At 56.4% G+C, this 25,277-nt stretch carries 22 protein-coding genes; 12 read left to right on the top strand and 10 right to left on the bottom strand.

Features of this window, described 5'->3' with window-relative positions; genetic code table 11:
* Positions 1 to 19: 19 nt before the first annotated feature.
* From Poly41_RS05720 to Poly41_RS05710, 3 genes are all read right to left on the bottom strand, one after another.
* A complete protein-coding gene (locus Poly41_RS05720) occupies positions 20 to 280 on the bottom strand; it encodes a DUF4404 family protein (protein WP_146524871.1) in 261 nt (86 codons plus the stop codon).
* A gap of 85 nt (positions 281 to 365) precedes the next feature.
* Positions 366 to 1,505 carry a Gfo/Idh/MocA family protein gene (locus Poly41_RS05715; RefSeq protein WP_146524870.1) on the bottom strand — a complete coding sequence of 380 codons (1,140 nt, stop codon included), beginning with the start codon at positions 1,503 to 1,505 and terminating at the stop codon, positions 366 to 368.
* A gap of 176 nt (positions 1,506 to 1,681) precedes the next feature.
* Positions 1,682 to 2,716: a sugar phosphate isomerase/epimerase family protein gene (locus Poly41_RS05710; RefSeq protein WP_146524869.1), complete on the bottom strand. Its 1,035-nt coding sequence runs from the start codon at positions 2,714 to 2,716 to the stop codon at positions 1,682 to 1,684.
* A 340-nt stretch (positions 2,717 to 3,056) separates the two neighbouring features.
* On the opposite strand from Poly41_RS05710, the gene Poly41_RS05705 reads away from it, so the two are divergent.
* Positions 3,057 to 4,232, top strand: coding sequence for an aldose 1-epimerase family protein (locus Poly41_RS05705; RefSeq protein ID WP_146524868.1), 1,176 nt, complete (start codon positions 3,057 to 3,059; stop codon positions 4,230 to 4,232).
* Between the two features lie 92 nt (positions 4,233 to 4,324).
* On the opposite strand, the gene Poly41_RS05700 is transcribed toward Poly41_RS05705, so the two are convergent.
* Both Poly41_RS05700 and Poly41_RS05695 read right to left on the bottom strand, forming a co-directional pair.
* Entirely contained in the window at positions 4,325 to 5,407 is a 1,083-nt protein-coding gene (locus Poly41_RS05700; RefSeq protein WP_231615422.1) for an agmatine deiminase family protein, read from the bottom strand.
* An 18-nt stretch (positions 5,408 to 5,425) separates the two neighbouring features.
* Positions 5,426 to 5,734 carry a hypothetical protein gene (locus tag Poly41_RS05695; protein ID WP_146524867.1) on the bottom strand — a complete coding sequence of 103 codons (309 nt, stop codon included), beginning with the start codon at positions 5,732 to 5,734 and terminating at the stop codon, positions 5,426 to 5,428.
* A gap of 316 nt (positions 5,735 to 6,050) precedes the next feature.
* Here Poly41_RS05695 and Poly41_RS05690 point away from each other — a divergent pair, with 316 nt between their 5' ends.
* From Poly41_RS05690 to Poly41_RS05645, 10 genes are all read left to right on the top strand, one after another.
* Complete coding sequence (locus Poly41_RS05690; protein WP_146524866.1) at positions 6,051 to 6,395, top strand: HPF/RaiA family ribosome-associated protein; 345 nt, start codon at positions 6,051 to 6,053, stop codon at positions 6,393 to 6,395.
* A 161-nt stretch (positions 6,396 to 6,556) separates the two neighbouring features.
* Positions 6,557 to 7,036, top strand: coding sequence for a PTS sugar transporter subunit IIA (locus Poly41_RS05685; protein WP_146524865.1), 480 nt, complete (start codon positions 6,557 to 6,559; stop codon positions 7,034 to 7,036).
* Complete coding sequence (locus tag Poly41_RS05680; RefSeq protein ID WP_146524864.1) at positions 7,036 to 7,323, top strand: HPr family phosphocarrier protein; 288 nt, start codon at positions 7,036 to 7,038, stop codon at positions 7,321 to 7,323. Before Poly41_RS05685 ends, Poly41_RS05680 begins: the two co-directional genes overlap by 1 nt.
* 12 nt (positions 7,324 to 7,335) lie before the next feature.
* Positions 7,336 to 9,081, top strand: coding sequence for a phosphoenolpyruvate--protein phosphotransferase (gene ptsP / locus Poly41_RS05675; protein ID WP_146524863.1), 1,746 nt, complete (start codon positions 7,336 to 7,338; stop codon positions 9,079 to 9,081).
* A 59-nt stretch (positions 9,082 to 9,140) separates the two neighbouring features.
* Entirely contained in the window at positions 9,141 to 9,887 is a 747-nt protein-coding gene (locus tag Poly41_RS05670; RefSeq protein ID WP_146524862.1) for a TIGR03936 family radical SAM-associated protein, read from the top strand.
* Positions 9,888 to 9,977: 90 nt separating this feature from the next.
* Positions 9,978 to 11,582, top strand: coding sequence for an Rne/Rng family ribonuclease (locus Poly41_RS05665; protein WP_146524861.1), 1,605 nt, complete (start codon positions 9,978 to 9,980; stop codon positions 11,580 to 11,582).
* A gap of 191 nt (positions 11,583 to 11,773) precedes the next feature.
* A complete protein-coding gene (locus Poly41_RS05660; protein WP_146524860.1) occupies positions 11,774 to 13,372 on the top strand; it encodes a hypothetical protein in 1,599 nt (532 codons plus the stop codon).
* A complete protein-coding gene (locus tag Poly41_RS05655) occupies positions 13,369 to 15,315 on the top strand; it encodes a MutS family DNA mismatch repair protein (protein ID WP_146524859.1) in 1,947 nt (648 codons plus the stop codon). The genes Poly41_RS05660 and Poly41_RS05655 overlap by 4 nt, the downstream gene beginning before the upstream one ends.
* Positions 15,316 to 15,355: 40 nt before the next feature.
* Entirely contained in the window at positions 15,356 to 15,916 is a 561-nt protein-coding gene (locus Poly41_RS05650; protein ID WP_146524858.1) for a hypothetical protein, read from the top strand.
* 186 nt (positions 15,917 to 16,102) lie between these two features.
* Entirely contained in the window at positions 16,103 to 17,098 is a 996-nt protein-coding gene (locus tag Poly41_RS05645) for a DUF6807 domain-containing protein (RefSeq protein ID WP_146524857.1), read from the top strand.
* On the opposite strand, the gene Poly41_RS05640 is transcribed toward Poly41_RS05645, so the two are convergent.
* Both Poly41_RS05640 and Poly41_RS05635 read right to left on the bottom strand, forming a co-directional pair.
* Positions 17,095 to 18,591 (bottom strand): glycoside hydrolase family 10, encoded by a 1,497-nt coding sequence (locus Poly41_RS05640; RefSeq protein WP_146524856.1) that lies wholly within the window; start codon positions 18,589 to 18,591, stop codon positions 17,095 to 17,097. The genes Poly41_RS05645 and Poly41_RS05640 overlap by 4 nt on opposite strands.
* A gap of 14 nt (positions 18,592 to 18,605) precedes the next feature.
* Positions 18,606 to 18,791, bottom strand: a complete 186-nt coding sequence (locus Poly41_RS05635; RefSeq protein ID WP_146524855.1) for a hypothetical protein — start codon at positions 18,789 to 18,791, stop codon at positions 18,606 to 18,608.
* Between the two features lie 24 nt (positions 18,792 to 18,815).
* On the opposite strand from Poly41_RS05635, the gene Poly41_RS05630 reads away from it, so the two are divergent.
* Positions 18,816 to 19,739 carry a phosphoribosylaminoimidazolesuccinocarboxamide synthase gene (locus Poly41_RS05630; RefSeq protein ID WP_146524854.1) on the top strand — a complete coding sequence of 308 codons (924 nt, stop codon included), beginning with the start codon at positions 18,816 to 18,818 and terminating at the stop codon, positions 19,737 to 19,739.
* Here the strand turns inward: Poly41_RS05630 and meaB are convergent.
* The 3 genes from meaB to Poly41_RS05615 form a co-directional block, all read right to left on the bottom strand.
* On the bottom strand, positions 19,731 to 20,732 hold the full coding sequence (gene meaB / locus Poly41_RS05625) for a methylmalonyl Co-A mutase-associated GTPase MeaB (RefSeq protein ID WP_146524853.1): 1,002 nt from the start codon (positions 20,730 to 20,732) through the stop codon (positions 19,731 to 19,733). The two genes, Poly41_RS05630 and meaB, sit on opposite strands and share 9 nt — an antisense overlap.
* Positions 20,733 to 20,951: 219 nt before the next feature.
* Positions 20,952 to 23,135 carry a methylmalonyl-CoA mutase gene (scpA, locus tag Poly41_RS05620; protein ID WP_146524852.1) on the bottom strand — a complete coding sequence of 728 codons (2,184 nt, stop codon included), beginning with the start codon at positions 23,133 to 23,135 and terminating at the stop codon, positions 20,952 to 20,954.
* Positions 23,135 to 25,219 carry a methylmalonyl-CoA mutase family protein gene (locus tag Poly41_RS05615; protein WP_146524851.1) on the bottom strand — a complete coding sequence of 695 codons (2,085 nt, stop codon included), beginning with the start codon at positions 25,217 to 25,219 and terminating at the stop codon, positions 23,135 to 23,137. The genes scpA and Poly41_RS05615 overlap by 1 nt, the downstream gene beginning before the upstream one ends.
* Positions 25,220 to 25,277 lie beyond the last annotated feature (58 nt).

Below are 25,277 nucleotides of genomic sequence, written 5' to 3'. Positions count from 1 at the left end.
ATACGATCGCAACGGGAGCTTAAATCCCCATTTGTTGCAGCATGTCGGCGATCCGACCGAGCGTATTGGTGAGCACCGGATGCGATTCCTCGAAGCTACGAGCCGACTCGCTGACTTGCTCGCTTAAGGGGGCGGCCTGGTCCGCTTGATCCTCAATCACCGATTGAATCTCACGCATCGTGGCACGCAGTCGTTCGACTTCTGCAGCATCAAGATGTTCTGCCTGCTCAAGTTCGTGATGAACCTTTTGCAGAGCTTCCAACAATTCTTTTTTTGGCATCGCTGTCGTCCTCCCCTGTGTATGGATCACTTCTCTTCACTGCAACCGGCCCCGCGAAACTTGGGTCGCGGGGCGCCGCTGAAAATCAGACGTTCTTCCAGGCTCGCTCGGCCGCACTTTCGAGCACCGCGTCGCAAACCTTTTGCGTTTCCAGCGCATCGCGGAAACTCGGGTGAAAGGCTTCGCCGGTTTCGATGGACTTCAAGAAATCGGCAACTTGATGGACGAAGGAATGTTCGTACCCAATGTTCAATCCTGGCACCCACCAATGGTCCATGTAGGGCATGTCTCCATCGCTAATATGGACGTTCCGCCATCCACGAACGATGGAATCGTCCCGATGATCAAAATACTCCAGCCGGTGCAGATCGTGCAAATCCCAGCGAATCGACGCATGCTCGCCATTGATTTCAAAGGTATACAGCGCCTTGTGGCCTCGAGCGTAACGCGTCGATTCGAACAAGCCGAGGGACCCATTCTTGAAGTGACAGAAGAAATTGCAGGCATCGTCGATCGTGACGGGCTGTTTCTTTCCCGTATCGCTGTGAACGCGTTCCTTGATAAACGTCTCGGTCACGGCCGAGACATCAAGGATCTCGCCGTTAAGCCACAGCGCGGTATCGATGCAGTGAGCCAACAAATCGCCCGTGACACCACTGCCGGCCGATTTTGCATCCAGCCGCCAAGTTGCCGCACCGCCTTGGGGGACATCCGCATTGATCGTCCAGTCTTGGAGGAAATTCGCTCGGTAATGAAAGATCCTTCCTAAACGCCCTTCATCGATGAGCTGCTTGGCCAAAGTCACCGCTGGGATTCGGCGGTAGTTGTAGGAAACCATATTCTTCACGCCAGCTTTCTCAACGGCTTGGCACATTTCTTCACCTTGTGCCGAGTTCATCGCCAAGGGTTTTTCGCAAACGATCATCTTGCCCGCTTCGGCACATGCGATCGCCATTTCAGCATGCAAATGGTTGGGCGTGCAGATGTCCACGATGTCAATGTCATCTCGTTTGATCATCTCGCGCCAATCCGTTTCGACCGACTCGTACCCCCATTGGTCGGCAAATGCCTGAGCCGCTTCCATGTCGTCTTCGCTACGAGCACAGACCGCCTTCAAAACGGGTCGATATTCATTGGTGAAGAAGTGAGGCGCCTGCGAATAGCCATTGCTGTGGGTACGCCCCATAAATCCATAGCCGATCAAGCCAACGTTAAGCGTTTTCATTACGATTGGTTTCCAATAATAGTAAAGGTTAAGGGAGAATGACGGATCTTGGTTTGGAGCTCCGCGACGTTGAATCTCTGCGACACGGAACCGCGTGGCGAAAAATCGCATGACAAGGCACCTCGATGTCTCGTCACAATTCACGCGGTTGCTTGTTCAGGACGGGGCCGAGGCCTTTACAGGGTGTGCGGGCCCTTACCTGCCAAATGATCATCGCGAACCTGAATCATCGTCTTCAAAATCGTGTTCCACGTTTTGGGATCCTCGAGCACCGCATTGGGGAACATGCAGCCGTCCCAGCAAATGTGTTGAATTCCGCGACTTTCGGCGTCCTTAAGCCAATAGCTCGAGCACTTCACGATATCCAGCTTGCCATTGGGATCATCCGCCGGGCAGTGCTTACCGGTCTTATCATGATCGCCGGCACCATGGACTTCGCCATCATTTTGGGCGACATGAAAATCGATCGTCCAAGGACGCAGCTGATCGGTCATTTGCGTGTAGGCGGCATAGAATTCGTCTTCGCTGTAGCCGTCCTGCAGCAGTGCATGCTCCGGTGCGTTGTATCCCATCAAGTACAAATAGGTGTGAGCCAAGTCCGCTTGAAAGCCCAACGTTTCTGGCATGCCGACGGCTTCGAGCAGGTTGAGCATCTCCTTCCAAGAATGCATGCCGGCCCAGCAAATTTCGCCTTCCGCCGCTAAGCGTTCGCCATGATCCGCTGCAATCTTCGCCGCCTCTTTGAACGTGCCAGCAATCTTTTGCGTGTTCGCTTTGGGATCTTGCCCCCACGCATCGAGGCCGAACTCAGCGCTGTCGATTCGAATCACACCGTACTTGCGCACGCCATGTTCGTTGAAAATGCCAGCGATCCGGCATGCCACTTTCACAGCCGACAAAAACAATTCGCGTTGTTCGCTATTGCCCATCGCCGAATCACCGACGGTTCCCTTCCAAACCGGTGCGACCACTGAACCGACATTGAACCCTTTGCTGGCGATCATGTCAGCGATTTGGCGGATCTCATCATCCGACGCTTCAGGGTTCGTATGGGGCAGGAACAAGAAATAGTCGATCCCGTCAAACTTTTGCCCATCGACTTCCGCAGCGGCAGTCAAATCAAGCATCCGTTCGAGGCTGATCGGTGGTTCTTGCCCCTCGTCGGTCCCTTTACCCACAAGCCCCGGCCACATCGCATTATGCAATTTCATCGTCAGTGATTCCTTTTTTCGTAAAGCTTAGCTACCCGCTTTGGGCAAGTTATCGTCCAACTTCACGTTGCTCGTGGTTCGTAGTACGCTTTGTGCTTACAGATCGATCAACCAATAGGCCGGCGCGAGTTTTTCGCAGCTTCAGGCGGCGAGCGCCAGGCGGGAAAGACGTCCGGGAGGAAAATCATGCCGCCCTTAACAGGGCACAGCGGAATCCCTGTTGTATTTGGTTCCATCGAACTCGGCAACAGCGCGACAAGAAAACCCCTCAAAGACGCACAAAATCTTCCCTACCCGATCCCCCCCCTCCAACCTTTGTTTTCAACAGGATGAATTCACTATGACTGAAACCGCTTCTCATCGCATCTGGCATGATCGCGAATCCCAAATTGTGTGGGACGATGCCTCCCCACTTTCGATGGCCGTGGAAACTCGCCAAGGAAATATCCAAACCCGCCACGGGCGGTTCGTCGGAGGGGTGTCGCATGGCGTCGAAGTGGTCGAAATCGACTCGGGCGCCGTTCGTGTCACCGTGCTGCCGACTCGCGGCATGTCGATTTGGAAAATCGAATCCGAAGGTATCCGCTACGGTTGGGATTCCCCCATTTCGGGGCCGGTCCATCCGGCGCTGGTCCCGACCTTCGACCCCAGTGGATTGGGCTGGCTCGAAGGCTTTGACGAATTGGTGGTGCGATGCGGACTCGAAAGCAACGGCGCTCCGCAGCACGATGAACAAGGCCAACTCGTCTACCCGCTGCACGGCCGAATTGGAAACCTTGCCGCCGATTCTTTGGCCATCGAATACGACGAAGCCTCGGGGCGATTGGATCTCGTCGGCGAGGTCATCGAATCGCGATTGTTCTTTAAACGGCTGCGACTCAAGAGTCGCATTCGCGTCCAAGCCGGCAGCCACCGCGTCTATTTGATGGATGATGTGACCAACGAGCTATCGACCGAAGCGACGATGCAGTTGCTGTACCATATCAACATCGGTTCCCCGATCCTTGAAGAGGGTGCCGTCTTGGAAGCCCCGATCGAAGAACTTGCCCCCAAAGATGCGCTGTCGGCAGCTGAAATGGACCACTGGAATCAATTTGAGAAGCCTGAGAACGGCTATCGAGAACGAGTCTATTTTGCGACCTTGTGCCACGACGACTCGAACGAGACCACCACGATGGTCCGTTCCCAAGACAAATCTCGAGGCATGGCGGTGACGTACAACACCAGCAAGTTGCCTCGCTTTATCCTCTGGAAAAACACGGCTGCGAAAAGTGATGGCTATGTCGTCGGAATGGAACCCGCCACGAACTATCCCAACGCTCGGTCCTTCGAAACCGAGCAAGATCGCATGGTCACGCTTCAACCGGGCGAGACCGTGTCGTTCCGCCTATCGCTGCTGCCTCTGATCAATCAACAAGCGGTTGAAAAAACGAGCCAAAGGATCAAGGAACTGTCCACACACCATGATCCCGTGATCCACGCGCAACCCAAGAAGGGGTGGTCCGTCGACAGCTGAGACCCGATTTCCGCGGAAGCTGTGGGTCATCGAATACAGGCTGGCGGTTTTGCGAGGCATGACCTGTGACAAAGGACGAGCAGTTCCTGCTCTCAGCACAACGGTTGATCACGACTTGCACAGTGCAGGGCTCCGAGGCCCCAAACTAAATCGCGGCAATCCATCGTTTCCACCACGGCTCCGTGCGCTAGCTCTTGCAACGTTCCTCTCGCCTGATCGTCTGCCGCTTGCTGGCCAAACGCCGGGACCAACAAACGGTCTCGCCCAAGCATCAAGAAATTGCAGTAGCTTTCCGGCACCCGTTGCTGGTTGATTTCACGAGCGGCGGGAATCGGCAACCGATGCACCTGGACTTGGGGGTCAGTCTCGCTGGCCCACAACTGGAGTTGGCGATAGTTTGCTTCAAGAGGCTGATGATTGGGATCGTCGGGATCGTCGCAGACAGCGACCACCACATTTTCGGGATCAAGAAAACGAGCGAGTTGATCGATATGTCCATCGGTATCGTCACCGACCAAGCCACCTCCTGTGAGCCAGACAATCTCGGTCACCCCAAGTTGCGTGTGAAGCTCCATCGCGATCTGCTCGCTGGACCAGCCACGATTTCGCGTATCGGTGACCAGACATTCCGGCGTGGTCAACAAGCGACCTTGGCCATCGGTTTCCATCGCACCGCCTTCCAAACACAGCTTGCTACGAACCGAGTCGATTCCAATATGCTCGCAAATGGCCGCGGCAGCCGCATCGTCGGCCTCCCAACGCGAGTACTTTCCGCCCCACGCGTTGTACCGCCAATCGACCCCCAACAACCGATCCTCATGACGGTCATAGACAAAGGTCGGGCCGTAGTCACGCACCCACGCATCGTTGGTTTCCACCACGACCAGTTCGAGGCGGCCGCGACGGAGCGAAGCATCGCCAACCTGAAGCCGTTTTTTCGCCAACGCAAGCTGTGTGGGCGGAACCAGCATTCGCACGTCGGTGCTCTGAGAAAGCGTCTCGGCCCAGGCCGCATAGAAGGCAGGCAGGGATTTGTAGAAGCCTGGCCAAGTCTCTTTGTTATGGGGCCATGAAAGCCAAATGGCTTGCTGTGGCTCCCATTCCGCAGGCACACGGCGCTGTACCGAGGGCGAGCGGCGATCCACCGAGGGCGAGCCGCCAGATGATTGAGTCAAATTCGCTCCGCTAAACGACTATTCGCCTTCGAGTTTGATCTCTTCTTTGACCTTCTGAATAAAGTGAGGCGACTTGCCCCCTTTGCTCAATTCGGTCGCACGTTTCTCCGCTTCCTTCTTCTGATCAAACTCGAAAACAGCGACGCGTTTGAGGTTCTGGCTAAACACCCCCCAATAGAGTTTCAGACGGACATCTTCCGCCGCCTTCTTCTTCGTCTTTCGAGTCGACGCTCTCTTCTTTGTCGCTCTTTTCTTGGCCGTAGCCTGCTTTTCCGCAGCCTCCGCCTCCGCTGCTTTCGCTTTTCGACTGACGACCTTTCGGGCCATGTGAACCAAAGGGGTTACGAGGAAGTTTTGGGTGAATCGTTAGGCGGATAAGATAACACGCCCTTAGCGATGTTGTCACCGGGGCAAGGGTACGAAATACGGCAGATGTATACATGCGACCACATCTTCGGGCAGGTTGCGAACAGGTTCTGTAAGGAATAGGAAAAAGGATCGCTATTCTTTGGAGCGTTTCTCGCGTATGCTAACGGTTTGTGCTCAGGACTTCGTCAGTAGGCCGGGCGAAAGGATCTGTGTTCTTTCCTCGTTTCTTTCGAGTCCGCACGTTCATTTCTACCGATCACGGAGAGACATCAAGATGCAGGTAAGCGTCTCGGCGCGTCACGGCAGTCTTCAACCAGGCGATCAACAGCTTATCGTGGAGAAGGCGGAAAAGTTACGGCGTCTTTACGACCGAATCAATGCGATCGAAGTCACCGTCGACTTAGAAAATTTGGACAAGCCTTCCTTGGAAATACGTGTTTCGGCGGAGAAGACCGACGATTGTCTCTCCACCGCAGCCGCCGGCACGGTGATCGCCGCACTCGATTTAGCGATTCCGAAAGTCGAACAGCAACTCCGCCGACTCAAAGAGAAAAAGACCGGTCATCGGACCGCAGGACACAAACACATTGACCCTTCGGTTGCTGCGGAAGAGGAATAGTCGCACTTGGTCCTTGGCGACCCTTTCGGCATGCTCCTTCGCGTCAATCACTGAGAGAAGCCTTGGCTGCAGCGAGTCGACCGGAAACGTTCGACCGATGTGGTCCATCGATCTCGCAGATGCAACTCATCCATTTGATTTCATAAAGGAATCCCATCCCAATGAAGTTCGCAGACTTTATCAACACCAAAGCCATTCGTGCGGATTTGAAGGCCGTTTCGAAGGAAGAGGTTATTCGAGAATTGGTCCAATCGCTTTTGGACTCGGGCCAAATTGAAGCCGATCAGCAAGAAGACATCATTTCGGCCATCATGAAGCGTGAAGATCTCGGCAGCACCGGCATCGGTCGTGGCGTCGCGGTCCCTCACACCAAGCACCCCAGCGTGCAGAAGTTGGTTGGCACGGTAGGGGTCAGTTCCGAAGGGGTCGATTTCGATTCCCTCGACGGCGAGCGTGTTCAATTGTTTTTCCTGTTGATTAGCCCACCGGAACGTCCCGGCGATCACTTGCGGGCGCTCGAGAACATTTCGCGTCAATTACGCGACGAGAATTTCTGCCGGTTCCTCAAGCAGAGCAAAACGGCCGACGACATCAGCCAGTTGCTTCAAGAAGCCGACGACAACCAGTTTGTATCTGGCTAATGAATAATGATTCCTCGCTTTCAACGACGGTCGTCGTGCGCAATCCCCAGGGATTGCATGCTCGCCCCGCCGACATGTTGGTCCGACTCGCGCAGCAGTTCGAATCGACGATCAAGATCGGCAAGGGTGGCGAACACGTCGATTGCAAAAGCATTCTGTCACTACTGACCCTTGGGGCAGCTGCGGGAACGGAGTTGTCGGTGTCAGCGCATGGTTCGGATGCAGAAACCGCGGTCCAAGCGATCGTGGGTTTGTTCGAAGCGGGATTCGAGGAAATGGGCGAATAAGCCGATCCTTTGATGATCGAATTACAAGGTATCCCCGTATCGCCGGGAGTCGCTATCGGTCCCGCGCTCGTTTTGGACGCGGACGGATATCGAATTCCCCGTTGCTTGGTCGCCGCAGAAGATGCGGCGGGCGAGTTCGCGCGCCTCACGACTGCGGTCGACGCCGTCTCGGCTCGATTGGAAACGAACCGGCTTGAAACTTCGGCTGTCGCCGGCGCCAATACAGGCGACATCTTTGCAGCCCAGTTGCAAATGTTGCACGACCCGCGACTGCATGCGGAGCTGGGGCGTCGCATCCAGGAGGATTTCCAATCGTCCGCGTATGCGGTCAGCCGCGTGCTGAACAATTACGCCACCGCACTCCGCCGACTCGACAATCCGCTGCTTGCCGATCGCGCCGAGGATGTGCTCGATATTGAGAAACAACTGCTGCTGGAACTCGGCGCGGTTTCTCGGCAACCGCTTTCGGATTTGACCGAACCGGTGATCGTCCTTTCGCATGTGCTCACCCCGAGCGAAACGGCCGGCTTGGATCGTCGCTACGTGCGTGGTTTTTGCACCGAAACAGGGGGTCCCGGCGGCCACACGGCCATTGTTGCGAAAGGCCTCGAACTGCCGGCGGTCGTTGGAATCGGACCGTTTCTTGACGCGATCGGCAGCGCAGCGCATGTCATTGTCGATGGCGATCGCGGTCGGGTGATCATCGATCCCGATGCGGCCACGTTGGAACACTACCAGCTACGGCTGCAGCAGCGTCAATCGCTTACCGCACGCCTTGCCGAATTAAAGGATTTGCCGGCCGAAACGTCCGATGGCCTTCGGATCCAATTGAGCGCCAACATTGAGTTCCCACAAGAAGCACATGCTTGCTTGGAACGGGGGGCCGACGGAATCGGTTTGTATCGAACCGAGTTCTTGTACTTGTCGAGTGCCGATGAGCCGAGCGAGGAAGATCACTACGAAGCGTACAGCCAAGTGGTACGTGAAATGGATGGCCGTCCGGTCGTGATCCGAACGCTCGATCTTGGCGCGGACAAGATGGGACATCGGCCGTTGGTCGAACAAGAGCACAACCCGTTCCTCGGTCTCCGAAGCATTCGCTTGTCACTTCGTAATCTGGATTTGTTTCGCCCCCAATTGAGAGCGATCTTACGGGCAGCCGTCCACGGTGATATCCGCGTGATGTTTCCGCTGATCACGACGATCGTCGAATTGCGTCAAGCACGAATGCTGTTGAACGTGGTTGCAGAGGATTTGAGCGAATCGGGCATCCCCTACCGATCGGATATCCCGGTGGGAATGATGGTGGAAGTCCCTGCCGCCGTGGTGATGCTTGACCATTTCGTCCGCGAAGTTGACTTCTTCAGTATCGGCACGAACGATTTGGCCCAATACACCTTAGCGGTCGACCGCAGCAACGAATATGTTGCCGATTTGTATCAATCCTGTGATCCCGCCGTGCTTCGCTTGATCGCCCGAAGCATCGAAGTGGCAGACGCCAATGACACCCCCATTGCCGTCTGTGGCGAGATGAGCAGCAACCCGGCTCGAGCACTGTTGCTGATCGGACTCGGCGTGCGGAACTTGAGCGTTCCACCGTCGACACTGCATCGTGTCAAGAAGGCCATTCGCAGCGTGACGATGGAGCAATGCCAACAGATCGCCGAACGCGTGATGAAGTTCCAAACCGCTCGCGACGTCGACCTGTATTTGCTCGACCGGTTGGGTGACTTGGTACCGGAATTGGTTCTGAAATAGCAGAAGCGAGAAACACAATTGGGATCCTCCTCCGATTGCAGAATCCCGCAAGAACGAAAATGAGTACTTTGACGGATCAAACCGAATCAGCCACAAGCCGGACGCCGCAGCAGCCTCTCGAGGCAGTGCTACGAATTCGCTACCGCGTTCGTTTCGAAAAAAAGGATTTGTTGCGTTGGATTAGCCATCGCGACCTTGCTCGGCTTTGGGAACGAGTCGTTCGACGCGTGGCGTTAAAACCGTCCATGACCGAAGGCTTTCACCCCAAACCCCGCATCGGATTCCCCTCGGCGTTGGCCCTGGGTGTCGAAGGATTTGACGAAGTGGTCGAACTTGACCTTGCCGAGGACTTGTCACCCGCCGAGTTGCTTGAACGACTCGCCAGCGACAACCAACCGGGACTGACCATCAAGAGTGTGGCCCGGTTGCCCGCAGGCGCGAAGAAAGCGCAACTGCGATGCAGCGACTACACGATCACGATCCCCGAAGGCACCGACCGGGCAAAAATCAACGATGCCATTGAACAGTTAAAAAAACAAGACACGGTATCGATCGAGAGAAAAAAGAAACCCGTGGTTGCTACGGTGGCCACACAAATCCCCAAGCTTGAACTGGGCCCGAGCCACCTGCATTTGTCGCTTGCCGCAACCGATGCGGCATCGCTGAAACCGCATGATGTCCTGGCTCTGCTTGGCTTTGACGATTGGATCGAAAACGGATCGTCGGTCGCGCGGGTCCGCGTTGCCTTAGAGAGCGATTTTGAATCCGACGATGCCAACGAGTTCGTTCGAGCCGAAACAACCTAAACACCGCATACGAAACCCCGGCGAGCGTCCATACGAACCGACCGTTTTCGTTCGTACCCAGCTGGCCAAACACCTGAAAGGTGAATGTTCATGAAGAAAGAAATGTTGATCAACGTGTTGCAGCCCGAGGAGTGTCGGATTGCCGTTCTTGAGAACGACCGACTTGACGAACTCTACATCGAGCGGAAAAGCGTCGAAGCGTTTGCCGGCAATATTTATCGCGGCAAGATTGTCAACTTAGAGCCGAGCATCCAGGCGGCATTTGTCGACTTCGGCGTCGGCCGCAACGGTTTCCTGCACATCAGTGACGTCGAACCTCAGTATTTTCGTCAAGGAGGTTACGACCCCGAAGAAGTGATGCGAGAATCGGATGAAATGGCCGAAGCGGCTGCCAAACGAGCGCGGGATTCAGGGCATGGTCGAAAACACGCTTTCAAAGGCGGGCGTCCACGCGTCAAGCCACCGATCCAAGAAATCTTTCGCCGTGGCGACGAGGTGTTGGTTCAAGTCATCAAGGAAGGCATCGGGACCAAAGGCCCGACACTGAGCACCTACATTTCGATTCCTGGCCGTTACTTGGTGCTGATGCCTGCGCTCGGTCGCGTCGGGGTGAGTCGAAAGATTGAAGATGATGACGACCGCAAACGATTGAAACGATGCTTGCTGTCGCTAAACCCGCCCAAAGGACTCGGCTTTATCGTGCGTACCGCGGGTGCGGGCCGTAGCGAGCCCGAATTGCAGCGCGACCTCGAATACTTGCTGCGACTTTGGAAAGCGATCGTTCGACGCGTCAAAGGCAGCAACGACCCCGGCGTGCTGTATGAGGAGAGCGATCTGATCATTCGAACGATTCGCGACATTTACAGCGAAGACATTGACCAAATCATTATCGACGAGCGTGAATCGTACGAGAAAGCCAAGGACTTCTTACGGATGGTCATGCCGCGCGTGGTTGACCGATTGAAGTTGCATGACGGCGCGCAACCGCTGTTTCACAAGTACAAACTTGAAGAAGAGATCATGCGGATCAATCAACGCCAAGTGCCGCTTCCCGAAGGTGGATCGATCGTGATTGACCCGACCGAAGCCTTGGTGGCGATCGACGTCAACAGCGGCAATTTCCGAGGGACCGATGCCGCCGAAGAAAATGCGTTCCGCTTGAACATGGCGGCGGCCAAAGAGATCGCTCGTCAATTGCGTTTGCGAGACCTCGGTGGCGTCATCGTCAATGACTTTATCGACATGCGAAAGGAAAGCCATCGCCGCAAACTCGAACGAGCCTTGCGCGACGCGATGGCAAACGATCGTGCGAGAACGAAGATCTTGCGGACCAGCCCGTTCGGCTTGATCGAAATGACGCGGCAACGAATCCGCCCAAGTTTGAAACGCAGCATCTACACCGATTGCCCATGTTGCCAAGGTCGTGGCTTGGTCAAGACCGCCGAGAGCATGTCGATCGAAGTGATTCGGATGCTCGCCTTGGCGGTTCAAAACAAGCACATCGAGCGCGTCACGATTCGCGTCAACGATGAAGTCGCCGCACACTTGAACAACAAGAAACGTCGTGAGGTGATGGAGATGGAAGACGTCGGTAAAATGGCGGTCCAAATCCTCGGAAGCGAAGGGTTATTCCCAGAACACCTCGAGATGGATTGTCGTGACGCCCATGGCGAACGGGTCGAGATCGACTCTTAGTCGCAGCGTCGGACCTCAAACACCGTAAAAGACGAACATCCAAAGCCGTAAGGGGCTCTTGCGCCTCCCTCAATCGGCTGGCGGGCTCGTGCTTTTCAGTGGACCCAAATCGACGTATCCTATAGAGATCGTTTAGTTTCTTAGTATCGAGTGACGTGAAAGCGAGCGGCAACCAACGTTGCTTCAACTTGATGAGCGAAATCCTGCTCTATTACAGGCGTCCTGACCCAACCACTTGGGTTTACCTGTCGTCATTCTTGACGATTGGGTTGTTTTTCGTTTTCCATCGGTTTTGGAGTTTCCGCAACCTCGACGTGATCCTGCTGATCCTGCTCGCGCCCGGACTGTTGATGGTCCACAAAGGATGGCAACGTCAAATCCAAGAGATCGAATCGGAAGTGGTCGCGCAGCGGCACGCCCCACCGATGCCGACGGGAGGCGGCGGCAACCAAGACGCATCTGCAAGCCAAACGTCGGCGCGCCAACAACCGCCTCAACAAGGTCCGTTGTCGGTCACCAGCCGAGAATTCTTCGTCTCCTTGTTAGCTCCATTGCCTCAAGCAACGGACGCAGCTGCAGACTCGATCGACGCCGCGCCACCGGTTGAAGACGGCTTGGAAGAGAACGCCCCGGTCGCGATGGCTCCGATGACGTCCGATAGCGATAGCGATGTCGAACCGGCGTCCATCCGTCGCTACGGGTTCATCTACTTGTTCTTGATCCAATTTCTGATTCTCACTCGACTGCTACTTGACCCTTTGATGGTTCGCCGTCCCCAATTGGATCCGAATCTCACCAGTGGCGGATTGACGTTCATCGGCGTCTCGTTGTTCATTTTCATGATGGCCAATGTGGTCAATAGCACGCCGCGCATTCAGATCGAGCAGGGCCCCAAACTGGGGCCGGGATATGCGTTGATGAACATGTTGCCGGCGATTCCAACGCGACCGGTTACCGATGCATTGGCCGCGGGTGCACCCGCGACCGAACCCGAACTGACCGAACCTCAAGCTCACCTCGCGACCCTTGCCAAGGTCCTTGCCATCGCAGCTCACGCGGCCATCGTGATCGGCATCGTGCTGATCGGCAATTGGCACTTCAGCAACATCAAGGCCGGTGTGGGCTGCGCGACGCTGTACTTGATGTTGCCCTACACCGCGCAGTACACCGGCCGTGTGGACCATGCGTTGCCTGCGGCGTTACTGCTATGGGCCGTTCTATGTTATCGCAAACCCTTGTTCGCCGGCATCTTCCTTGGTCTTGCCTCGGGCTTGGTCTACTACCCGCTGTTTCTGTTGCCGCTTTGGATCAGTTTCTATTGGCGCCGCGGTGTCTGGCGGTTCCTGATCGGTGTTGGCGCCATGCTCGGATTGCTGATGATGTTGTTGTCGTTCGCAGGGACGGAATCACTGATTGAGCATCTGCGAACGATGTTTGGTCTATTCAAACCCGAGGTGGAACAGGCGCGTCTGGGTGGAATTTGGGGGCTGGGTTGGAATCCCATTTGGCGACTACCGGTCATCGTTGCATTTGTGATCCTGTGTTCGTTCCTCGCCGCCTGGCCTGCGCAGAAGAATCTCGGCACGTTGATTGGTTGTTCGGCTGCGGTGATGGTTGCGGCCCAATTCTGGCATGGCTACGGTGGCGGCTTGTACATTGCGTGGTTCTTGCCGTTGTTGTTGTTGACCATTTTCCGTCCCAATCTCCAAGACCGGATCGCAGCGAAAGTCGTTTCGGCTACTTCCAACTCACGTTTTCGCCGTTCATCGATGGAAGGTGATCCCGCTTGACCGATTCAACCGCCATCTCAGGAACAAACGTTGGCAACGGTGATGACGCACTTGATCGGTATCGCACTCAGTTGCAACAGATCGAAGCGGCGCGAAGCTTGTTGAAGATTCGCGATCGGAAATTCGGCACCGCTCGGGTGGTCTTGTTTCTGTTGGCGATTGTCTTTCTGTTTCTCGGGACCCACTTTGGCGGCATGCCATCGGCATGGCCGATCGGTTGGATCGCGCTGGCCGGCTTTCTTACCACAGTCATTTTGAATGAACCGGTTCGTGATCAGCTAGAATCCCTTCGTCGTGAACGCTCCGTTGTTCGTCGTCTGATCGCCCGAATCGAACGAGATTGGCAGCGACTGGCAACCGCCACCCTGAGCCGCCAATTATCGGAAATTGAACTGCCCACCGCTCAGCATGACGTCGCAACCGACTTGGATTTGCTTGGCAAGGCATCATTGTTTCACTTGGTATCGATGACCGCGACCACTCCGGGTATTCGTACACTTGCGTCGTGGTTGACCGGACCTGCGATCGCCGCCGAGGCAATCCCACGGACTCGAGCGATTGAAACGCTCGCTCCATTGCGCGAGGAACGGATCCGTTTTTACATGCTTTCGCGAAAGGTTGCCGAAAGCAGCGGGGATCCTGATCGCTTTGCTTCGTGGGCCGGCGGTGAGCGATGGCTCGAGTCGCGTCGCTGGTTGTCGATTTGGGCGAATGTCTCGGCGATACTTGCAGGCGTTTTCTTCGTTGGCGTGCTTGCGTCCGTGCTTGGAATCAGTGCTGCCGGAAATCCCAAACTGCATTTAGCCGGTTTGATTGGACTCGGGTTCATCAATCTGCTGATGACTAGCATCATGCTTGGGCCGGCACACAGCATCTTTTCGATCGCCATGGCCAGTCGCAGTGCGGTGGCCGACTATGCCGAATTGTTTGACGCCGCCCATGAGTTGCCGGTCGATGACGCCAACGGAGAAATGTCCAAACTGGGACAGATTCGCGATACCCTTTTGACGGGCGAACGGTCGGCTGCCGAAGGCATGCGATCGTTACAAAAGGTTGCCTCGGCTGGATCACTTCGGCAATCCGCCGCAACGTTCTTGGTCTACCTTCCTTTACAGGCCTTCGCATTGTGGGACGTCCGCGTGTTGCATCGGCTCGAGCAATGGCAACAGCAGTACGGTGACGTCGTTTCCAACTGGTTCGAAGCTCTCGGACAATTTGAATCGTTGGTCTCTCTTGCGGCGCTCCGAGATGAGTATCCGCAGTGGACGTTTCCGCAATGGAAAACAACGAGCGATGGGGGTGGAACACTCGCCGCCGTCTCGATCGGGCATCCGCTACTGAATGATACCGACCGCGTCACCAACGATGTTTCGGTAGGCCCATCGGGAACGTTGTTGTTGGTGACCGGCAGCAACATGTCGGGCAAAAGCACCATGCTTCGAAGCATTGGATTGAACGTCGCGTTGGCTGCGACTGGGGCGCCCGTGTGTGCGAGCGAGTTCGCGCTGCCGTCGATGGAGTTGGCGACAAGCATACGCGTCAGTGACAACCTCAGCGAAGGGGTCTCGTTTTACATGGCGGAGCTGCACCGGCTCAAACAAGTCGTCGATCACGCCCGACGTCTGGCGCAGCAAGATGATCGCGTGTTGCTGTTCTTGCTCGACGAGATTCTTCAAGGCACCAACAGCCGCGAACGCCAAATCGCTGTCGTCCAGGTGCTGCGGCACTTGATCAACTTGCAGTCCATCGGCGCGATCAGCACGCATGACTTGGAATTGGCTGACGAACCCGATCTCCACTCGATGGCTCATACCGTTCATTTCCGCGAAACGATCACCAAGGGCGACGACGGTCACGATACAATGACGTTTGACTACAAGATGCGGGAAGGTGTCTCGCCCACCACCAATGCGCTTCGTTTGCTTGAAATGGTGGGGCTGTAGCAACCCGCCACCCCTGTTTGTCGAAAGGGACCCCACCGTCATGACCATGATTTCGGAACAACCGCTGATGGTGTCCTTGATGCTTGGGCTGATTGGCGCGGCCCTCTTGTTCGGATGGTTGCAAACCGGGAAACGCCTCCCCGGAATCGCCGGTGTGGTTCTGCTGCTGTTGATTCCCGTCGCCTGGATTGCCGCATCGTTGTTGGTCACCGATCGCGAACAAATCGAAACGATCCTGTTCGAAGTCGCAGCGGCCGTCGAAGCCGGGGAATACGAAAAAACGTATCAATACATCGGCGACCCCGATGCCGAACAGCAAGCAAGACAAGAATTGCCCCTGTATACTTTTAAGTCAGCCAAGATCAATTCGATCCGAGGCATCGACATCATTGATGGCAGCAGCCCGACCGAAGCAGACGTCGATCTAACGGTCAAAGCAGACGTGAGCAACAAGTCGGGATCGATTCGAGACCTTCGCGTCGTGCGACGGCTGATCCTGCGAATGCAAAAGAATACGGGCGGCGTTTGGAAAGTGGTTCAATACCAACACCTGCCGATGTTAGGCGGCCCCGACCAGTTCAGCAACAATGTCGTGCACTAGTGGACCGTCAGCAATAAATTTCAGGGTAGTGGATTTCGCCAGAAATCCGTAACTCAAATGTTCGTAGGGACCTCTGGCGAAGTCCACTACGTCCCAACTCGCAGTTTTAACCTTGACGGTCCACTCGAGCATTTTTGCCTTGATGTGCCTTTCCTCCGAATCCCCACCTTTGACAAGTAGCACCCCATGACTCCTTTCCTTCGTCGATTGAATTCCTTTCTGAGCGCAACCGTTTTGCTGATCGGTTTCCAGATGCCGATTCCTGCATTTGCCGAAGCACCTGCAAAACAAAAAACACTCTCGGTCGTTCCGACCACCAACCCCGATGGCTGGCGGATCCTCCAAGGCGAGGATTTGTTTGCTGCCTATTTGGCCAACAGCGGCGGAAAGCCGATCGTCTATCCGATAGAGGGTCCGGGTGGGCAACGGATGACCCGTGATTTCCCAATGCTTGACAGCACGCCGGGTGAAAAACACGACCATGACCACCATCGCTCGTTGTGGTTCACGCACGGAGACGTCAATGGCGTTGACTTTTGGGCCGACGATGAGGGATCAGGCAAGATCGTCCAAATCGCCGGGGAGGCCGTGGTTGATCCGAAAACCGGCAACGTGGTGGTCACCACAAAGAACGAATGGCGAGATGCGACAGGCAAACGATTGTTGAGCGACACACGCACCTTTACGTTTGGCGCACAGCAGGATCAACGAGTCATCGATTGCGAATTGCGACTCGATGCGACCGATGGCGATGTGAACTTTGGCGACACCAAAGAGGGGAGCTTTGGCATTCGCGTGGCCGGAACGATGAAGGTCGATGCGAAATTAGGGGGAAAGATCACCAATGCCGAAGGGCTTCAAGACGGCGAAGCCTGGGGCAAGCAATCGAATTGGGTCGATTACAGTGGCCCGGTCGATGGCAAAACGGTTGGGATCACCCTGTTCTATCATCCGTCCAGTTTCGCGGCACCCTGCTTTTGGCACGTACGGACTTACGGATTGTTTGCGGCCAATCCCTTCGGCGTGCATCACTTCACGGGTGGAAAACCAACCGCCGGGGTCACGCTTCGCGCGGGAACCTCGTTGGACATCCGTTGTCGAGTCCTTTTGCATCAAGGCAAATTCGATCCCGAGAAGGCCGCTTTGGAGTTCGCCGCCTACGCCGAACAAGCGATGCCTTAAACCAGGAACTCCCGACGGACCCGAGTAAAATACTCCAGCAGGGGCCGGACTTGGTTGTTCTCGTCGATCATGCCTGAGTGGCTCAAAAGGTGTGACTCGGCGTCCGACCAACCGTCCCAGACGACAGCATGAACGCAGTGTTTTGCTAACAACGTTCGAATCAGCGGTCCCGCGACTCGAAGCTGCTCACTGCGAGCATCCAAATCCCACGGCGTGGCCGGTAAGGTTTCGATCGGTAACGTTGCGTGTTGGTCAACACCACGATCCCCAGGGACTGCCAACTGCACCATCAACGGCATTCCCAACGTCGCCCAGCGGTCGATCATTTGACCAAAGTCGACTGCCGATCGGGGCAGCGTCGCGCCGCTGGAGTAGTTCAGGCGAATGTCGAGTCCCAAGCCTGCCATACCGAGTCCGCTACGTGCCAGTGCATCGGCAAAGTGCAGCGGCGAAATTCCATCACGATGATTCGCCAAGTACTCGCCAAATGGCTGGTCGAAACTCATGATTGCTGGCGTGTTCGGGTCGTTGCGACGAACCGTTTGCAAAATCCCTACGGCCAACCGCATGACTTGTTCGTCATCAAGCTGCAGCGGACCGGGCGTATTGAGTCCCGATGCACAATTCCAAAGCTGGACCGTCCCACGCAATTGAACCACCGTTCGCTCAACAAACTGACAAACCGACGCGAGCAGTGATTCAAAGTTGTCTTCAAGCAGGTAGAGCCAATGCGGCAGCATGCGTTCACGAAAATCCAACAGCGGTCCACCAATGACTCGTAATCCCTGCGCGGCACACCATTGGATCGATGCTTCGGCCGCGTCGTAATCAAACCGACCTGAATCCGTTTCGATTTCCGCCCAGCTGACACGCACCGCTGCGGTATTGAATGCGCTGCAATAGTCCTCGGCATGCGGGCTTTCCTTGGGGCTAGGCGGAACGACCGACGCACCCAGCAACGTTCCAATCTGTGTCTCGCGTTGCTTGCGGAATGCAATCGACTGCATCGCATAGCTGTCACCGAGGTCAGCCAGCGCCTGAGTCAAGAACGCGATCGCTTCGACGGCGATTTCGGATGCCGTGCCTGGGTCACCTCGCCGCTGTGCGGCGTCAAGAAATCGATCCGTACCCCGTTGCAGAAGATCGTTGAACTTGGCGCTCAACACCAACCCGGCACGTTCCCAAGCATCGGATTGAACTCGAGCCCGCGAGCAACTGCCGCGGGCCAATTCGAGCATCAACAAATGGGGCTCGTCGAGCGGACGAAGACTGCACGTGCTGAGTGTCGTATAGCCGACGCCTTCGACCGGGCAGGCCAAAAAGAGTTTCCCAGACGAATCGATCCCGCGAGTGATTGTGAGTTGCGAGCCATCAAATTCGCTGCGAGATTGCCAGGGAACTCCTTCGATGCCACAGATATAGGCATTTTTCCACAGCGATTCCTTGACCAGATCCTGCACCGTGTCGGGGACGTCAAAGTGAAACTGTCCCATAGTTGCAAGCCAAGCTATTCCAAGGAAAAGAAGAAAACCCAATCAACGCAAAACTCCGCCATACCGTTTTGGATCCGCCAGAAACCGAGACCAGCTTCTGCGGAAAGATTGGCGTTCCTTGCGTATTGTACTTTCTCACCGCCCAGCACGCGAGACGAGACAGGGCGAGCCCCAAAATAGTGAGCCGGCTTGTCGGCCATCGCATCGTTTGCGAAAGTAAGCTTATGAACCCCACCGCGAACGAACCGACCGACGACCTTTACGAATTCGACGCCTCCGGCGCCCTGCTCAAGACCCACTTGCCGCTCCCACGACGTAGCGGCAAGGTACGCGATGTCTACGATCTGGGCGACGCATTGATGATCGTCAGCAGCGACCGGATCAGTGCCTTTGACTTCATCCTGCCGAGCGGGATCCCTGGCAAGGGCCGTTTGCTGACGCAAATGAGCCGGTTTTGGTTCTCTCGCCTCGACGTTCGCCATCACTTGCGCAGCAGCGACGTCCCGGTCCGCGTGTCGAATCAATTTGATACCGCGCCGCTCGAGGGACGCATCATGATTGTCGAAAAAGCGAAGGTGGTCCCATTCGAATGCGTGGTCCGCGGCTATTTGGAAGGGAGCGGGTTGCGAGAGTACGAGGCAAGCGGGGAGGTCTGCGGCAACAAGCTTCCCCCAGGGCTTCGTCAATGTGATCGCTTACCCGAAGCCATCTTCACGCCCGCAACGAAGGCGGAAGAAGGGCACGACGAGAACGTATCGATTGGCCGAATGATCGCCGATGTGGGCAGCGACTTGGCGCTAGAACTTCGCCGCAAGAGCCTCGAGATCTACGAACAGGCCTCCCAATACGCAGCCACCCGAGGCTTGCTGATCGCCGACACGAAATTCGAATTTGGCATCGTGAATGACGAATTGGTCTTGGTGGATGAAGTCTTGACACCCGACAGCTCTCGGTTCTGGGACGCAGCGAGCTATTCGCCAGGTGCAGCTCAACCGTCGTTCGACAAACAATTTGTCCGCGAATACTTGTCGACATGCGGATGGGACAAACAAAGCAATCCGCCTCCGCTACCACCCGAGGTGATCGAGCAGACGGCAGCGAAATACCACGAAGCCTTTCAACGCATCACGGGCGAGTCGCTACTCTAGCCCCAACGCGGCAAAGATCTGCCTGGCGCCGGCTGCGGCCGGCATTTGACCAAGCAGGACCTGTTGCTCAATGTCGGCGTAGATCTGCTTCACGGCCGAGTGCGTGTGGATCGCTCGCCGCAGATGCTCATCGACCAGTGCCCATAACCATCGCAGATTTTGGCGTTGGCGACGATCGATAAACTCACCGCGGTCTCGCCGCATTTGGCACTTCGTTTCGATCGCTTCCCAAACCGCTTCGATGCCGGCATCGTCACGAGCACTGCAGGTCAAGATGGTGGGTGCTTTTTCACGGTCATGTCCGGTCAACGACTCCAAGGCGGTGTGGTATTGCCGTGCCGCGAGCTCCGCAGCTTTGCGGTTGTCGCCATCGGCTTTGTTCACCGCAATCACATCCGCAAGTTCCAACAGCCCCCTTTTGATTCCTTGAAGCTCATCGCCGGCCCCTGGCAACATCAGCGCCAAAAAACAATCGGTCATGTCACACACCATCGTTTCCGATTGACCGACCCCCACGGTTTCGACCAGAACCACATCGTAACCGGCCGCTTCGGCGACAAACATGGTTTCGCGTGTCTTGTTCGCCACGCCGCCGAGCGTCCCCGCCGCAGGCGACGGACGAATGAACGCGTTGACCTCGGACGCCAGTTCATTCATACGAGTTTTGTCGCCGAGAATGCTGCCCCCGCTGACGCCGCTTGAGGGATCGACCGCCAAAACAGCGACCTGCAATCCACGCCGAACCAAGTGCATCCCCAGGGCTTCGATGAACGTACTCTTGCCCACGCCGGGAACCCCCGTAATTCCAATCCGCAACGCATCACCCGTGAACGGAAGTAGCCGTGTGAGCAATTCTTCGGCAATCGGGCGATGCCGGGGACTACTCGACTCGATCACGGTCAGCGCTTGAGCAAAGACCGACAGGTTGCGGTCGCGAACGCCTGCGAAGTAATCGTCTGCGGTCAGTTGGCGACGGCGTGGTGCGGGGGACATGAGGAATGGAGTGTTGGAGGTCACGCCGTAGCGTGCGAGAGGGAAGGAGAGCCGTGCGGTAGAGCTGGAACAACCCAACACAGAACCCTGTCGTTGTTCACGAAGAACAACGACATGGCTCCGACCGCCCGGCACGTCAAGGCATCAACTGCAGCGCTCCGCTAGTGATTTGTCACAGCGAAGAATGGGGGTACGACCGACCGCTTGGGGCCCTTTGCACTAGGAGACCAGCGAAATCTCAAGCTGATCCGCAAGCTTCTGAAGCAACATCACTGCGGCATCGCTGATCACCGTACCGGGACCGAACACGGCCGCGGCTCCCGCGTCGTACAACGCCTGGTAATCTTGAGGTGGAATCACGCCACCGGCAACAATCATGATGTCTTCACGACCGAGCTTGGTCAGTTCTTGCTTGAGCTCAGGCACCAGCGTCAAATGGCCTGCGGCAAGCGAGCTGACACCGACGATATGAACGTCGTTTTCGACCGCTTGCTTTGCCGTTTCACCGGGAGTCCGGAAGAGCGGACCGATGTCCACGTCGAAGCCGAGGTCGGCAAACGCCGAGGCGATGACCTTCTGACCGCGGTCGTGCCCATCTTGTCCCATCTTGGCAACCATGATACGAGGCCGACGACCCTCGGCCTTTTCAAACCGATCGACCAAGTCGAGTACTTTCTTCATCGAATCGTGTCCCTTGATTTCACCGGCGTACACACCACGTACGGCTTGCACCGGCGCTTCGTAGCGACCGTAAACTTCTTCGAGCGCCGCACTCATTTCCCCAACGGTCGCCTTCGCTCGAGCCGCATCGACCGCCAATTCAAGCAGGTTACCGTTCTTGTCTCGCGCCGCAGCGGTCAGCGCCGCCAACTTCGCATCGACTTCAATTTGGTCACGTTCGGCTCGCAGTTTTTTCAAACTCTCGATTTGTGCGGTGCGGACTGCGGTGTTGTCGACTTGCAACACTTTCAGTTCATCTTCCACCGCCAAGCGATACTTGTTCATCCCGATCACGGGTTGCTTCCCCGAATCGATATGGGCCTGGGTTCGCGCGGCCGCTTCTTCGATTCGCATTTTTGGAATGCCCGCCTGAATTGCCTTGGTCATCCCACCGACTTCTTCGACCTCCAGGATATGCCCCCAGGCCCGCTGTGCCAAATCGTGGGTCAGTTTTTCCAAGAAGTAGCTACCGCCCCAGGCGTCAACCACGCTGCAGGTATCGGTTTCCTGCTGCAAGAACAACTGCGTGTTGCGAGCAATTCGGGCCGAAAAGTCCGTCGGCAGCGCGATCGCTTCATCAAGTGCATTGGTGTGCAACGATTGCGTATGGCCATGCGTTGCTGCCATCGCTTCGACGCAGGTGCGGATCACGTTGTTGTAAACGTCCTGTGCCACCAGGCTCCAACCACTGGTTTGGCTGTGCGTCCTTAGCGACAAGCTTTTTGGGTTCTTGGGATCAAACTGCTTGATCAATTTGGCCCAAATCAGCCGCGCCGCTCGCATCTTCGCCACTTCCATGAAGTAGTTCATCCCGATGCCCCAGAAGAACGACAATCGAGGGCAAAATGCGTCGACATCCAAGTTCGCTTTGATGCCGGTTCGAACATATTCGAGTCCGTCGGCGAGCGTGTAAGCCAACTCGAGGTCGGCGGTCGCACCCGCTTCTTGCATGTGGTACCCGCTGATCGAAATGCTGTTGAACTTTGGCATCGCACGCGAGGTGTAATCGAAAATGTCGGCGATGATGCGAACACTCGGTTCGGGCGGATAGATGTAGGTATTGCGAACCATGAACTCCTTCAAGATGTCGTTCTGGATCGTTCCCGAAAGCTTTTCGGGCTCTACGCCTTGTTCTTCTGCCGCAACGATATAGAGCGCCATGACGGGCAGGACCGCACCGTTCATCGTCATCGACACGCTCATCTTATCGAGCGGGATCCCATCGAACAGCATTCGCATGTCGTAGATACTGTCGATCGCCACACCCGCCATGCCGACATCGCCCGCAACGCGAGGGTGATCGGAATCGTAGCCACGGTGGGTCGCCAAGTCGAACGCGATACTAAGCCCCTTTTGACCCGCGGCTAAGTTGCGGCGGTAGAACGCGTTGGATTCCTTGGCAGTGGAAAAACCTGCGTATTGACGCACGGTCCATGGACGCATGACGTACATCGTCGCGTACGGCCCGCGAATGAACGGCGCAAAGCCGGGCATCGTGTCGAGGTGATCACAATCCGCCAAATCATCGGCACTGTAAAGTGCATTGATCGGAATCTGCTCTGGCGTTTTCCAGCTCAGACGATCTTGGTTGTCGCTGACCGCCTGCTTCCACGCGTCAAGCGAGGCATCGGACGCAGCGGGGGACTGCAACGGGACTTCGGTAAAGTTTGGGATGGCATTCATTACGAAAGGACTCCTTCGTCAGTGAGCAGTTCGCGTAGCGTGGCCAACACGTCGCATTTGATAAAGATAAAACGATCGACTCCCGCTTCACGCCACGCAGACTCGTTGTCCGCAGGGTGTCCGGCCAACACAATCGATCGTGCCCCAGCCGCCTTTAACGCAGGTGCGACCGCGGGGACCATTTCGGGATAGAGCTTGTCCGACGAGCAAATCACGGCAATGTTTGCACCGCTCGCTTTCAGTGCGGCACTGACAGCGTCCGCATCGTTGAAGCCCTCGTTGCCAATCACTTCGAAACCACCCGCTTCGAAGAAATTCTTGGCGAACGTCGCTCGGGCGGTGTGGTGGGCAACCGGCCCCATGTTCGCCAAGAACACACAAGGGCGTTGGCCTTTGGTCGTGCACCACACATCACTTGCATCGCGAAGCTCTTCGAAAGGTTGAGCAAACAAGTGAGGCTCAATCGCAGTCATTTCGGTTGTCGACTTGTGGAACCCGATCGCTCGAGCAAGTTGGCTGATCGACGCTCCCTCGCTGGCAGCCTTCAAGCAAGCGGCCGGCAAAACCGTCTCGAGGGACAAGTCCTTCATCTCCGCCGATTTGGCGTTCTGACGATCCGCGGCGGCTTTTCGAAGAGCACCGACGTCAACCGGTCGCTGATCGAGTTGTTCTTCGGCAAGGTTCGGAAACTCGCTGACCCCCGTAATCCCCTCGCGTCGGGTCGCGATATCCTTGGCTCGCGGGGCGTAGGCGGCATCGATTTGCGAAGCGATCCATCCACTCTTCAGTGCCGCGAACATGCCTCCTTCGGCTTCGATCTGTTGGAACAGCCCCCACGCACTTTCGGCAAGCTGGGAACTGAGCTTTTCGATGAACCAGCTTCCACCCGCTGGGTCAACGACACAGTTCAGGTGGGACTCTTCATCGAGGATCAACACCGTGTTGCGTGCGATCCGGCGACTAAAATCGTTGGGCAATTGAGCCGCTTGGTCAAACGGAACCGAGGTCACCGCATCGGCACCGCCGACAATGCCTGAAAAAGCGGCAACGGTGTTTCGAAGCAGGTTCACGTAAGGATCACGCTGGGTCAGAACGCGGTTGCCCGTTCGCGTGTGAATCTTCATCCCGGCCGGTTTTCCGCCGGACGCTTCGATCACACGAGCCCAAAGCTGCCGTGCCGCTCGCACCTTCGCGATCGCCAGGAAGTGGTGAGTGCCCAGACTGATGCGGAACAAGAACTGCTTCGCCGCGTCGTCGATGGACATGCCAACATCGGTCATCGCTCGCAGGTACTCCACCGCCGTGGCCATCGAAAACGCGATGTCTTGGGCCGCCGTCGCCCCGGCGTCATGGTAGGGTGCGGTGTCGACGCCAACCGCCGTGACATGCGGGTAATGCTGCGACGTCCATTTGGCGAGGTCCGCCAACTGCTTCATCGCAGTCGCTGCGGAAAGGGGAAGCTTGCCCTCGCGGGCCAAAGCCGCCAAGGGATCGGCGTTAAACGCACCGCGAGCTTTCGCCGGGATCACGCCGCGGTTGTCCCAAACCCCCGCCAACGTCGCGGCGGCGGGAAGGTAGGCTGCGCCCGCATCGAGCGCGACATCGATGATGTCGAGGCCGACTTTCTTGAGCACGCCATCAAAGTCGTGAACGTCATAAGCCATCACCCCATCATGACCCACGGATGCTCCCACTTCGCTTGGCGGGTTGCCTTGGCGTGCGGCCGTATCCAGCTTGATCAAAATCGAGGTCACCCCTCCTTCGAGATCCGCAAGAATCGCTTTGTTGGTGACGTCGATATCAGGGTGAGCATGCTCTTGGCGCAAATCGGTGCCGTTGAGCACGCTGCCGAGCGGTTTGCTGCCACGCAGGAATGGCGAAGATCCCGGAAATCCGCTGGGGTCTTTGCCCTCGAGTTCGTCACGCCGCGTGTAAACCGGCTGAATGTCGATCCCTTCGTACGTGTGCGAAACGAGCTTCTTTTCAAACGGAGCGCCATGCAGGGTCGCTTCGACCGTGCTTCGCCATGTTTCGTAATCGACAGGTGGAAAATCGTCTTTGACAGACAGTTTTGAGCTCGACATCGGTTCCTCGAGTCGGAAGTGGATGGGTAAGGGGGGTGCTGGAGTCCTGACTTTGCCT

This window comes from Novipirellula artificiosorum (assembly GCF_007860135.1).
GTDB classification, from domain to species: domain Bacteria; phylum Planctomycetota; class Planctomycetia; order Pirellulales; family Pirellulaceae; genus Novipirellula_A; species Novipirellula_A artificiosorum.
The sequence above is the reverse complement of the archived record's forward strand: the minus strand, read 5'-3'. Positions and strand labels throughout refer to the sequence as shown.